The following is a 12,363-nucleotide window of genomic DNA, read 5'->3' as shown; positions in this document are numbered from 1 at the left end:
CCTCGCGCATGGGCACGCGCACCCCGCGCGCGGCGGCGACCTCCTCGGCGTGGTCGTACCCGGCGTCGACGTGCCGGCTCCCGTCAACGACTCGACAGCACCCCGAAGCACCCGCAGACGCCGGTCACGGCGGGCGCGCCACCCACCAAGGGTGGGCGTGGCAACCGGTCATCTCTACCCGCGGACGGCAACGAGACCCCCGCTACTGGAAGGGCACCCCGTGCCGGCGCCTGAACCCCCGCCACGCACCCACCCGCGGACCGCACACCGGGAGACCGCCCCCACCCTCCCCTCCGCAGCCGGCCGCCCTGCTCCCGAAGGGAGCCAGACGAAACCCGCCACTCACCCACCGGCCAAAACCCCAACCCACCCCACCCGCTACCCCCGGCGAACGGTGCCGGACCCCGGGCTCTACGCCCCCGCGGGGGCGGGCTCGGCGCGGCCTTCGGGGTCGTCCGCCGGGACGGACTCCCGGCGGACGACGGCGACGCGGGTCCAGAGGACCAGCGCCTTCAGGCCCGAGCCGAGGGCCAGGCCCCAGGCCGCGCCGAGGACGCCGCCGAGGGCGTAGCCGCCGATCATGAAGGCGACCGAGGCGAGGGAGAAGACCACCTGGATCGGCAGGGTGGCCTTCGGGCGCAGGACGCGGAGGGTGAGCAGGGCACTCGTGCCCGCGGCGATGGCGGCGTACTGCGTGCCCGTGGCGGGCAGCAGTCGGGACGCCGCCGACCAGGTCTCGCCGAGGAGCTCACGGCCGGCGCGGTCCGGCAGCGCCATGAGCACCGTCGTCCAGCCGGCCGCGACGCCCGCGAGGACGGCGGCGAGGACGGCGGTGGCCCGGACCTGCCCGCGCATGCCCGGGACACGGCCGAGCAGCGGGGGCCCGAAGGCGGTGGCGGAGTTGAACAGCACGTTCATCGGGCCGAAGAGCGTCGTCGTACCGCGCAGCGCGCCCACCGCCAACTGGCTGGCGAACAGGCCGAGTCCGACGACCGCGAGCTGGCTGGAGGCGTTGCCCACGCCGTACTCGACGACGAAGCGGCGCCCCAGATGGCCCCGGCGTACGAAGCGCCGCAGGTCCACCCGCGCCCCGCGCAGCCGCGGGGCCAGCAGGGCCGCGCCCGCGATCAGCGCGGGCACCGCGGACAGACCCCACACCGCGACCAGGCGGGCCGGTCCCGTGCCCTGCGGCTGCAGGGCGAGGGCCGGGAGCGCGACGGCCAGCCGCAGGACGTCGCCGGCCAGGGCGAGATGGGGCAGCCGCAGGGTCGAGAAGCAGTAGCGCAGCCCGTCCTGGGTGAGGACCAGCGGCAGCACCATGCCGAGCACCGCCAGCGCCCACGCCGTCTCGCCCGGTACGAAGGCCAGTACCGCGGCCATCGCGCCCCCGGCCACGGTGGACGCCACGGCCACGAATCCCGCCGCGGAGCGGCAGGCGGCGGCCACGGAGGCCGCCTCGCCCCGCTCCAGCACCAGGGCCTGCCCCACGTAGGAGACACTGACGCCGAGCAGGACCGAGAAGACGGTGTAGACCATCGAGAAGACCGAGAACCCGGCCGCGCTGGACAGCCGTGCGGCGACCACGAGCACCAGGATGTTCGTGAGCGCCGCGACGCCCTGGTCCAGCACGGAGCAGATGATGGCCGTCTTCGCGCCCGGCACCGGGCGCACGGTCACCGGGTCACCGTGCGCAGCGGGATGGTGTCGGTGGTCGGCGCCGGGGCGCCGTCACCGGAGGAGGGGAGAGCGGACTTCGCGGGGGCGGTGGTGGTGGCGGTGCTCTCGACGGCCGGTACGGACGCGGCCGCCGCGGCGGCCTCCGCACGGGGCGCGGCGGCGCTCCGGTTGCGCGCGGACCTGCGGGCCCGCCGCGCCCACCAGCCGCGGCTCGGCGAGGTGTGGAGGACGGCGCCGAGCACGGTGCTGCCCGCGCCGCTGATGAGCTGCCGCACCCGGTCCAGGTCCGCGCGGTGCACCGCGTGCGGGTCCGCGACGACCAGGACCCCGTCGATGCGGTCGGCGAGCGCGAGCGCGTCCGCGTACGTGAGGACCGCCGGCGCCAGCACGATCACCGCGGCGCCGGGGGCGTCCGCCTCCGCGAACAGCCGACTCGCGGCCGACGAGGTGAGCGCCCGCGCCACGTTGCGCACCCGGCGTCCCGGCACGAGGTCGAAGGAGCCGGACTCGCCCGCGTCGATGGGCACTTGGAGCCCCGCCGGCCAGCCGCCCTCGCTGAGGTGCGGGGAGCGGGCCCAGCCGGGCCGGGAGCCGTCCGCCGCGCGCAGCCGCGCCGAGAGTCCGGGGGTGCGCAGGTCGGCCTCGACGAGCAGCACCTCCATGCCCATCTCGGCGAAGGACGCGGAGAGGTTGACCGCGACCGAGGACGCGGTCTCGCCGGTGCCGCGCGGGGCGACCACCAGCAGCCGGCGGTGGTCGGCGAACCGCTGGTCGTAGGCGAGCCGGAAGGCGACCGAGCGGAACTCCTCGGCCAGCCGCGGATCGGCGTGGTCGACGGCGAGCAGCGGCCCGCCCTTGGTGCGCGGCAGGGTGCCCAGGACGGGTGCGCGCAGCGCCCGCACCACGTCGCCCTCGGACCGCGCGGTGGGGTCGAAGACCAGCCGCACCCAGGCGGCCAGCAGCCCCACCGCCACGCCGACGAGGGCGCCGAGGCCGAGCATCATGGGCAGTCCGGGCCCGGACGGGGCGTTGGGCGCGGTCGCGACGCGGATCCAGTTGCCGGGCGTGGTGTCGAGGGACTGCAGCTCGGTGATCCGGGTGCTGAGCTCGGAGATCCGCCCGACGAGGGTGGCCTGCACGGTGGTGGCCGCGTCGAGGGTCGGCCCCTCGCCCATCTGCTCGATCTGCTTGTCGAGTTCCTTGCGCTGCGCGACCACCGGGTCGAGCTGCTTGCGCAGGCCGCGGACGGTGTTCTTGATGGTGGTCTCGGTGTTCTCCTGGCGCGCGTCCATGAACGCCTGGGTGAGGGCGTTGGCTCGGCGCGCCGCCTCGTCCCCGTCGGTGTAGGTGTAGGCGAAGCGCAGCACCAGGGTGTTGGGCGGGTTGGTGACCTGGAGGTCGGACTGGAGCGAGGAAGCGGAACGTTCCGGCAGGTGCAGCTTCTTGGCGGCGCGCTTGGCGATCTCGTTGCTCATCGCCGTCTGGCGCTCGGAGCCGATGTTGATCGCCTTGTCGGGCGCGGTGCCGCCGGGCGCGAACGGGTCGACCGTGGCCGCCCGCAGTACGACCTCGCTGGTCGCCACGTAGGTGTCCTTGCCGGAGACGGCCAGGTATCCGCCGCCGAGCAGTCCGACCAGCACTCCGGCCACCAGCAGCGCGCGGTAGCGGATCAGCTGCCGGAACTGGTCCCGCAGGAGGTCCGGTTCGTCCTGCGCCTCGGACATCTGCGATGCGTGCGGTTGTTCGCTCACGTGCGTGGAACCCCCCATACGTCCGATCCCTCAGGATCGACAGCTTCAGCGGCCGTGTCCAGTGCCTCCGCCAGGAGCGCACTGATCCGTGACAATCCGGCCTCACGACTCAGGTGCGCCTGTACGTACGCGGGCCCCCGGGCCCCCAGTTCATCGGCGGCCGCCGGATCCTGGGCGAGGGCGCGCACGGCCTTGAGAAACGCCCCCGGGTCCTCCGGCTCCACCAGCAGCCCGGCCTCCGAACGCAGCACCTCCTGCGCGGTGCCGCCCTCCGCCGCGACGGAGGCGACGACCGGACGCCCCGCGGCGAAGTAGGAGGTGAGTTTCGACGGGATGCTCATGTCCAGCACCGAGGCGCGCTGCGTGACCGCCAGGACGTCGGCGGCGGCCAGCACGTCGGGGAAGTCGGCGTCGTCGGCGGGCGGCGCGAACTCCAGGTTCGGTACGTCGGCCGCGAGGTCCCGCAGGTGCTCGCGCTGGTTGCCGTCGCCCATGAGGACGATCCGCACCGAAGGGTCGAGGCGGGCCGCCTCGACCAGCACCTCCAGCCCCTGCTTGAGCCCCATGTTGCCGGAGTGCAGCACCACCGTCTGTCCCGCCGCCCAGCCGAGCCGGGCCCGGGTCTCCTCGCGCGGCCGCGAAGGGCGGGCCACATGGGACCAGTTGGGCACCAGGCGGATGCGCCCGCGGTCCACGCCCATCGCGGCGACCTTGTCCACGAAGCTCTCGTGGATCACCCCGACCAGCGTCGCCCGCTTGAGCGCGTACGCCTCGACGGCCCCGGCGGCGGCCGCCGCCCGGTCACCGCCGCGGATGCCGCTCTGCGCGGCGGCGGCGCCCATCAGATCCTGCACGATCGGTATGTACGGCACCTTGTGCCGGGCGGCGATGCGCGCGCCGATCACGCCGCCGGCCAGGCTCGGCATCTGCGCGACCACGGCGTCCGGCCGGATGCGCGGAGCCGACACCAGCCCGTGGGCCAGGATCGACGCCTCGAACAGGGCGCGCTTCAGGGCCGTCTGGCGCGGCGGCACCGTGTGCCTGCGGCGGTGCACACGCACCCCGGCACGCCGCTCCTCGATCCGCCACACGCCCCGGTACGCCGGATCGAGCCGCCACGACGGGTAGTGCGGCATGCCGGCGAGCACATGGACCTCGGCGCCGCCGCCGTCCGCGGCCGCCCAGTGCTCGGCGATCTGCGTGGCGTACGGGCCGATGCCCGCGTGCTCGGGTGCGTAATTGGTGGAAACCAGCAGCAATGTGCGGCCCTTGAACTCGGGCACGGAAGGACCCCTTCCCCCCAGAAGTGACCAGATGCTCACCTTATCCGTTCACCGGAGAAACACACTGGCTTCACGCTAATGTCTGAGACTCCGCAACTCGCGGAACGGTTGTATTCCTGTGGGGGGATTCGCAACATGGCGCACCGTGTGGGGTACGCACCTGGTGTCTACGACCTTTTCCACGTCGGCCACCTGAACATCCTGCGGCACGCCCGCAGTCAGTGCGACTACCTGGTCGCCGGGGTCGTCTCCGACGAGATGGCCGCTCTGGCCAAGGGCCGCAAGCCGGTCGTCCCACTGGTCGAGCGGCTGGAGATCGTACGCAGCGTGCGCTTCGTCGACGCGGCGTTCGTCGAGACCGTCCCGGACAAGCTGGAGACCTGGGAACAGGTCCGCTTCGACGTCATCTTCAAGGGCGACGACTGGCGCGGCACCGAGAAGGGCGCCAAGCTCGAGCGCGACTTCGCCACCGTCGGGGTCGAGGTCGTCTACTTCCCGTACACGGTCCACACCTCCAGCACGCAGCTGCGCCGCGCGCTCGACGCGCTGACCGCCCCCTCGGCGGAGGCCGCCGGGCGGTAGCGTGCCCTGTTCGCTCCGGCGGGCGCGCGTCAGCGCAGCAGCTTGCGCCCGTCGGAGCGCAGGGTCGTGACGAGGGCGAAGCAGATCAGCGCGACCCCGATGCGGCCGGAGGCCTGGAGGAGCGGGCCGCGCAGGAGGATGAAGGAGTATCCCGCGATGAGCGGGATGACGATCGCCATCACATTGCCCGGGCGCGGGTCCACCGACGTGCGCAGGGCGTAGACGCGGTCGCCGCGGGCGGCGAGATACCCCAGGGCCACGAAGCCGGCGATGACGCCCCCGGCCCCGAAGTCGATCCAGATCTCGGCCCACATGGGGGAGGAGAGGTTGACGTTCTTCATCCCCATCCACTGGCCGATCATGACGCCGGTGTCACGGGGCTTGCCCGGCCAGACCGAGCGCGGCACGAAGAAGAACGTGGAGCCGGCCATCTGACGGCCGTAGAAGTGGCCGGGGCCGGTGTCCGAGAAGGTGATGGTGTTGGCGAACATGCCGATCTGGTCGTAGTCCTTGACGGCCAGCGGCTGGAAGACCGACGTGGTCTCCACGGGCTTGTAGCCGCTGTCGTCGTAGCGGAAGCGGTCGGCGAACGGGAACACCACCAGCGCCCCGATGACCCCGAGGGCCAGGGCCGCCCGGTACATCGCCGGACTCTTCGGGAAGGCCGTGAACAGGAACGAGAACAGTACCGTCAGGAACCAGTAACGCGGGTTGCTGATCGGGTTGTTGACCACGCCGTTGAGCAGCAGCAGTGCGGCCCACGTGGCGATCACCAGCGGCCGGCGGCGGGCCCGCCGCGAGGTCACCAGCCAGCGGGTGAAGATCAGCAGCGCCAGGAGCGCGGGGACGGTGCCGAAGCCGCGCAGGAAGGCGGAGCCGACGTTGGACTCCGCGGAGGCGGCTCCGTCGGCCCTGATCGTGTCGGTGATGGCCTGGCGGCTGCTGAAGAAGACCGCGGGACCGCCCAGTTTGGCGACCAGCAGCGCGCTGCCGACGAACGCGACGGCCGCCAGCAGGAACACCCGCCTGCGGTGGAAGGAGGCGGAGCGGTCCCGCCGCCGCGCCCGGCGGATCGGGCGGTGCCGCGAGAGCAGGGTGCCCACGTCGAAGGCGGCGCAGCCGATGAGCACCAGCGCGACCGCGACCAGCAGGTCGGCCCGGGTGCCGACGACCGGCGTCGGCGTCTGGTCGAGGACGTCCTGGGCGAGCGGCGCCACACCCATCGCCACGTACACGAAGAGCCAGAAGGAGCCCTGGATCAGCTTGCGGTGCGCGGTCAGCGCCATCACCGAGAGCCGGATCCCCGAGTAGCAGGTCAGCACCATCTGCAGCCAGAAGACGGTGTCGCGCACACCCGGACCGGGCTGCACGGCGACCAGCGCGGGCAGGAAGAGCCCCAGTCCCAGGATCAGCGGTACGGCCAGCGCGCGGGAGAGCAGCGCCCGCGGCGAGACCGCCGGGACCTCCACACCCCCCGTCGGCGGACCGGCCGGGCCCCCGGGCCCTCGCGCCGGGATTCCGCGCGGCTGGATTTCGTGTGCCTGAACGGCCATGCAACAGCCCCCCAACGATTCCCCTCGCGCAGTCTATAGATCCTGCCTCCCCGGAAGCGTGTCCACGGATAATCTGTGCGAACGGTGCCGGGGAGGGCACGTGGGGCGGGGGTTCTTGGGGGTGCGTCCGTGACGGCACGCGATCTGTCGGCCTTCACACTGGCCGGGTACGACAAGGGACGGGGCAAGGCCGTCCAGGCGCTGTGGTTCGCGGTGATGAACACCGTGTTCTCCGCCTGGTTCTGCCCTGCCCGGCTGCGGGTGGCCATCCTGCGGGCCTTCGGGGCGACCATCGGCGACGGGGTGCTCATCAGGCACCGCGTACGGGTGCTGTGGCCCTGGAAGCTGACCGTCGGCGACCGCGCGTGGATCGGCGAGGGCGCCTGGCTGCTCAACCTGGAGCCCATCACCATCGGCGCCGATGTCTGCGTCTCGCAGGAGGCGCTGCTGTGCACCGGCAGCCACGACCACCGCGCCGTCGACTTCCGCTACCGCAACGCGCCGATCACCGTGGAGGACGGCGCCTGGGTCGCCGCCCGCGCCATCGTGCTCGCCGGAGTCACCGTCGGCCGCCACGCCGTCGTCGGCGCCGGGACGGTCCTGTCGCGGGACCTGCCCGAGCTCACCCTGCACGCCGCCGACGGCACGCGAACGCTCAAGGAGCCCCAGTGAAGGTGCTGCACGTCGTCACCCTGCACACGCCCACCAACGCCTTCGGCGGTCCGACCCGGGTCGCCCTCAACCTGGCCCGGGGGCTGCGCGGGCGCGGCGTCGACGCCGAACTGGTCACCCTGGGGGACGGTTTCCCGGAGGGAAGGCTGCCCGAGGAGGTGGAGGGCGTGCCCGCGCGGATCTTCCGGGCCCGGCACGTGCTGCCGCGCTTCGAGGTCTCCGGGATCACCTCGCCGTCCCTGCTCGCGGGCGCGCGGAGGCTGGTGCGCTCGGCCGACGTCGTCCACGTGCACCTGATGCGCGACCTCATCACCCTGCCGGTCGCCGTGGCGGCGCTGCAGTGCGGCCGGCCGCTGGTGCTGCAGACCCACGGGATGATCGACCCCAGCGACAAACCACTGGCCAAGGTGCTGGACGCGCTGGCCACCAAGCGGCTGCTGCGCCGGGCGGACGCCGTGCTGCACCTGACCGAGTGGGAGCGCGGCGATCTGGAGGCCGTCGTCGGAGCGGGCGAACTGGCCCGTCCCGTAAGGCTGCCCAACGGCACCGCGCTGCACCAGCCGAGGGTCCGCAGCGGCCCGCCCACGGTGCTCTACCTGGCCCGCTTCCAGACCCGCAAGCGTCCCAAGGTGTTCGCCGAGGCGATCCCCGAGGTGCTGAAGCAGTACCCGGACGCGCGTTTCGTCCTCGCCGGGCCCGACTCCGGCGAGCTGGCGGGCACGCTGGAGACCGTTCGCGCGCTGGGCGTCGAGAACGCGGTCAGGCACATCGGCCCGCTCAGCCACGCCGAGGCGCTGGAGGCGTTCCGCGCCGCCGACGTCTACGTCCTGCCCTCGGTGGACGAACCCTTCGCGATGTCCCTGCTGGAGTCGATGTCGGTCGGCACGCCCGTGGTCGTACGGGAGTCCAACGGCCTTGCCCCCGACATCGAGCGGGCGGGCGCCGGCCGGGTCGTGCGGCGCCCCGAGGACGTCGGGAAGGCGGTCCTGGAACTCCTCGGCGCCGAGGCGAACCAGGCGGCCTCGCAGGCCGCCTGGCGCCTCATCCGGGACGAGCTGTCGCTCGACGCCGTGCTCGACATCCTCCAGGGGGTGTACGAGACGGCTACGAAGGACCGTTCTCCCGCGTCTTCAGCCCGATCTGCCAGCGGTAGAAGCTGAGCGCGAGGGCGTAGTCGAAGCCCGCGCGGCCGTCGAGGAAGCCGCGGCGGGCGACGTAGGTGTAGCCGAAGAAGAGCAGCGGCTTGAACGGCACCTTCTGGAAGAGCCGCCCCTGCCGGGTCTTCAGCCCGCGCACCTGCTCCTTGGCGTCCTGGTGGTGCTCCAGCCACGCCTCCCAGTCCGAGTAGCGGTTGTGCCGCTCGAACCATGTGCGCACCGGGTCCAGGTCGCGGTGCTCGATCCGGCCCCTGAGCCGCCCCACCGGGCCGTCCGCGCGCGGCTGGTAGTGGCCCTCCTGCTCGCCCATGCCGGGTGCGTCCAGGTCGTCGACCTCCGGGTACGACACCCGGGTGCGGTCCAGCAGGGAGCGCTTCACCACGGTGTAGCCGCGCCGCAACGGCCGCCCGGCGAACCAGTACAGCAGCGGGATGTCGTAGGCCGCGGGCAGCACGGGCTGCCGCGCGAAGACCTCGCGGAGCTCGTCGATCAGCTCCGGGGTGGGCACCTCGTCGCCGTCGAGGAAGAGCAGCCAGGGGATGTCCGGGTGGACGTTGTCCAGGCACCACTGCTTCTTCTTGGGGTACTTGCCGTCCCAGGTGTACGGGACGACCTGGGCGCCCAGCGACTCGGCGATGGCACGGGTGTCGTCGGTGCTGTCGGAGTCGACGACGACCACCGCCTCGAAGTGGTCGACGACCGAGCCGACCGTGGTGGCGATGTTCTCCGCCTCGTTCTTGGTCGGGATGGCGACCACGATGGGGAGCCTGCTCACGAGTCCGGTCATCGGCCCACCCTCGCCCAGGCGAAGCAGCCGCGCGAGTCGAAGGTCCTCGTGCCCGTGGTGACGGTGACCTTGTGGGCGGTGCCGGTCTTGGTCCCGGCCGTCCACGTGCAGTCCTTGGTGGGGGTCAGCGCGCGGTAGGTGCCGGGCGTGATGACGCTGCCCGCCTTCGCCTTGGCGCCCACGGAGTAGGAGCCGTCGGCGAAGCCGGTCTCGGCGGCCGTCAGGATGTCCTCCTGGTCGGGGCAGAGGTGGGTGACGGCGCCCTTGGCGCCGCCGATCTGGCCGGTGACGATGCCGCCGATCGCGGCGTCCTTGTCGACCTCGGCGACCCGGGCGATGCGGTCGCAGGTCTCCTGCCCGAGCTGGAGGACGGCCGCCGGGTCGGTGCCCTTGGGCACCCGGCCCGACAGATACGACTTCTCCTTCTTGGTGAAGGAGCCCGTGGCCGGGGTCAGTTCGCCCTTGGGGACCTTGGGCCCGCTGGGGATCGCGTCGGAGGCGGGGTCGGTGGGCCTGGTCGGTTCGGCGGAGACGGCGGCGGTGGGCGCGGGTGTGTCCTGGGCCGCGGTGTCCTTGCCGTCCGAACCGCTGGAGCAGCCGGTGAGCAGCACCGCCGCCGCCGTCACGAGGACGGCGGCGGCGGTGGCGACCCGGCGGGGCCGATGGGTCATCCGTTCTTCCCCAGGTTGTAGTGCTGGGCGATCTGAGCGGCGGAGAGCACGTTCGGGTAGACCGCGGTCTCGTCGATGGAGCCGGCGAAGTAGTTGCTCGTCGGGCGGCTGGTCCAGCCGGACAGGTTGTCGCCGCCGACGTGCCAGTAGCCCACGTAGTCGTTGCCACCGGTGATCAGGAAGTTCGACGCCTGCAGGGAGCCGTCGACGTACAGCCGCATCCCGCTGGAGCCCTGGGTGGCGACGACGTGGTGCCACTCGCCGTCGTTGTAGGCACCGGGGGTGGTGATGGTGCGGTTGCTGCCGCTGCGCACGCCGAAGATCAGCCGGCCGGCGTTGGTCATGTAGACGTGCTTGTCGGTGGTGGCGCTCGCCTCGGTGGTCCGGTCGCCGAAGCCGATGATCTTGCCGCCGGTGGTGGTGGTCGTCTTGAACCAGGTCTCGATGCTGTACGAGGACGGCCGGTTGCGCTTGGCGTCGCTGTACGACCACTGCGTCGTGCCGTTGTAGGTGACGGCGGTGCTGTTCGAGCCCGCGATCGCGCCCGGGCTGACGCCGCGGGTCGGGCCGCCGACGTGGTTGCCGCCGTCGTCGGCCGGGGAGCTGTCGGCGACGAAGGTGTTGGCGGTCTCGTTGTAGCGCCAGTACAGCGAGGCGCCGTCGGCGAGGACCTGGGTCGGGTACGCCTCGGGCACGGTCGCCGCCGTGACCGTCTGGGTGGGCGACTTGACGGTGGTGTTCGTGCCGTCGCTCGCGGTGACCCGGTAGGTGTAGGTGGCGCCGGCCGTCACGTCGGTGTCGGTCCAGGTCAGCTGCGGCCGCACCCACGGCAGCGAGGAGGCCGTCGTGGTGTACACGGGCGTGGCGCCGCCGTTCTTGTACACGCGGTACGTCAGGTTGCTGTCGTCCAGGTCCAGGCTGGTCTGGATGCGCACCTTGACCGAGCCCGGGGTGACGCTGGAGGCGTTGACGTTCGGGGTGGTGGGGACACCGGTGTCCGGACCCGAGGAGAAGCGGGTCAGGCCCTGCTGGGCCACGCCGTTGACGGTGGTGAACTCGCCGCCGACCCACATGTAGTCGGTGCCGCCGGAGGAGGAGACGGACATGACGCGCGGGCCGATGCCCTCGCCCAGGCCGTCGTTGGTGTCGGGGAACCAGCCCAGCTTCGCCGGGTTGTCGACGGCCTGCGCGAGCAGGTGCTTGCGCCGCTGGTTCGGGTACTCGTTCATGGTGCTGCAGTCGTGCGCGTGCGAGCCGCTGTACAGCACGGACTTGTACACCTCGACGGACTGGGTCGCGCCGAGGCAGGTGTCACGCCAGCGCTGGTTGAAGTCGCTGAGGTTGAGCGCGATGCGGCCGTCGAAGACACCGCCGCCGGTGCCCTCGTTGCCGGTGTAGACGCCGGTGGCGTCGGTCGTGATGTCCTTGACGACCGAGGTCGACGGGATGAAGGAGGACCCGTAGCCCTTCACCACGGCGCCGGTCGTCGCGTTGACCACGGCCAGGGCGTGCGAGGCCGTGCCGTTGACGCGGTCGAAGTCGCCGCCGAGGACGACGTTCGCGCCGTCCGGCGTGAGCTCCAGGGCCCGGCCCGGCGCGTCGCCGTTGGCCGTGAAGGCGGTGACGTCGCCCGAGGTGGTGACGGCGGCGAAGTTGTCGCGCGCCTGGCCGTCGACGGAGCCGAAGTCGCCGCCGAGGTAGACGGTGTCGGCGGTGGCGGCAAGCGCCCGCACGGTCGCGTTGACCGCGACGGCGAAGTCCGTCTTCACGGTGCAGGTGGCGATGTCGATCGCGGCGAGGCTGCTGACCGGGGTGCCGTTGACGGCGCCGAAGAAGCCGCCCGCGTACAGGGTCGTCCCGTCCGGCGACACGGCGAGCGCGCGCACGGTCGCCGTGCCGGAGCCGACGGTGAAGGACAGCCGGCAGTCGGTGGGCGCACCGGTGGCGGCGTCGAAGGCGGCGAAGTTGACCGCCTCCCGCTCGTTCGGTCCGCCCGCCGCCTCACCGGACGGACGGACCGACGAGAAGGTGCCGCCGGTGAAGACGGTGCCGTTCGCCTGTGCCATCGCGAAGACGATGCCGTTGGTCTGCCAGGTCGGCAGGCTGTCGGCCGTCATGGCCACCGGCGGTGTCAGCGCCACCGCCGGCTGCGGCGCCATCGCTCCGGCCGCCAAGGAGCCCGCTGCCATGGTCAAGGCAGCGGAAATGGATCTGAGCTTGCGCATGTGCC

At 72.5% G+C, this 12,363-nt stretch carries 10 protein-coding genes; 3 read left to right on the top strand and 7 right to left on the bottom strand.

What is annotated here, in order from left to right:
- Positions 1–411 precede the first annotated feature (411 nt).
- Genes AB0F62_RS17260 through AB0F62_RS17250 form a run of 3 tightly spaced genes read right to left on the bottom strand, consistent with a single transcriptional unit; the run spans position 412 to position 4,681 of the window.
- Positions 412–1,677, bottom strand: coding sequence for a hypothetical protein (locus AB0F62_RS17260; protein ID WP_361798806.1), 1,266 nt, complete (start codon positions 1,675–1,677; stop codon positions 412–414).
- Entirely contained in the window at positions 1,674–3,401 is a 1,728-nt protein-coding gene (locus AB0F62_RS17255; protein WP_361798804.1) for a lipopolysaccharide biosynthesis protein, read from the bottom strand. The genes AB0F62_RS17260 and AB0F62_RS17255 overlap by 4 nt, the downstream gene beginning before the upstream one ends.
- Positions 3,402–3,424: 23 nt before the next feature.
- Positions 3,425–4,681 (bottom strand): glycosyltransferase family 4 protein, encoded by a 1,257-nt coding sequence (locus tag AB0F62_RS17250; protein ID WP_361798817.1) that lies wholly within the window; start codon positions 4,679–4,681, stop codon positions 3,425–3,427.
- 165 nt (positions 4,682–4,846) lie between these two features.
- Here AB0F62_RS17250 and AB0F62_RS17245 point away from each other — a divergent pair, with 165 nt between their 5' ends.
- Positions 4,847–5,293 carry an adenylyltransferase/cytidyltransferase family protein gene (locus AB0F62_RS17245; RefSeq protein ID WP_361798802.1) on the top strand — a complete coding sequence of 149 codons (447 nt, stop codon included), beginning with the start codon at positions 4,847–4,849 and terminating at the stop codon, positions 5,291–5,293.
- 29 nt (positions 5,294–5,322) lie between these two features.
- Here AB0F62_RS17245 and AB0F62_RS17240 read toward each other — a convergent pair whose 3' ends face one another.
- A complete protein-coding gene (locus AB0F62_RS17240; protein ID WP_361798799.1) occupies positions 5,323–6,846 on the bottom strand; it encodes a hypothetical protein in 1,524 nt (507 codons plus the stop codon).
- Between the two features lie 129 nt (positions 6,847–6,975).
- Here AB0F62_RS17240 and AB0F62_RS17235 point away from each other — a divergent pair, with 129 nt between their 5' ends.
- Both AB0F62_RS17235 and AB0F62_RS17230 read left to right on the top strand, forming a co-directional pair.
- Positions 6,976–7,518, top strand: coding sequence for a WcaF family extracellular polysaccharide biosynthesis acetyltransferase (locus tag AB0F62_RS17235; RefSeq protein WP_361798796.1), 543 nt, complete (start codon positions 6,976–6,978; stop codon positions 7,516–7,518).
- Positions 7,515–8,678, top strand: coding sequence for a glycosyltransferase (locus AB0F62_RS17230; RefSeq protein WP_361798793.1), 1,164 nt, complete (start codon positions 7,515–7,517; stop codon positions 8,676–8,678). Before AB0F62_RS17235 ends, AB0F62_RS17230 begins: the two co-directional genes overlap by 4 nt.
- Here AB0F62_RS17230 and AB0F62_RS17225 read toward each other — a convergent pair.
- Genes AB0F62_RS17225 through AB0F62_RS17215 form a run of 3 tightly spaced genes read right to left on the bottom strand, consistent with a single transcriptional unit; the run spans position 8,623 to position 12,358 of the window.
- A complete protein-coding gene (locus tag AB0F62_RS17225; protein ID WP_361798790.1) occupies positions 8,623–9,462 on the bottom strand; it encodes a glycosyltransferase family 2 protein in 840 nt (279 codons plus the stop codon). The genes AB0F62_RS17230 and AB0F62_RS17225 overlap by 56 nt on opposite strands.
- Positions 9,459–10,133, bottom strand: a complete 675-nt coding sequence (locus tag AB0F62_RS17220; protein ID WP_361798787.1) for a hypothetical protein — start codon at positions 10,131–10,133, stop codon at positions 9,459–9,461. The genes AB0F62_RS17225 and AB0F62_RS17220 overlap by 4 nt, the downstream gene beginning before the upstream one ends.
- A complete protein-coding gene (locus AB0F62_RS17215) occupies positions 10,130–12,358 on the bottom strand; it encodes a LamG-like jellyroll fold domain-containing protein (RefSeq protein ID WP_361798784.1) in 2,229 nt (742 codons plus the stop codon). The genes AB0F62_RS17220 and AB0F62_RS17215 overlap by 4 nt, the downstream gene beginning before the upstream one ends.
- Positions 12,359–12,363: the final 5 nt, after the last annotated feature.

The sequence above is a fragment of the Streptomyces sp. NPDC026673 genome (genome assembly GCF_040638135.1).
In the GTDB taxonomy this organism is placed as follows: Bacteria; Actinomycetota; Actinomycetes; order Streptomycetales; family Streptomycetaceae; genus Actinacidiphila.
This window is presented reverse-complemented; position numbering and strand designations above follow the sequence as displayed.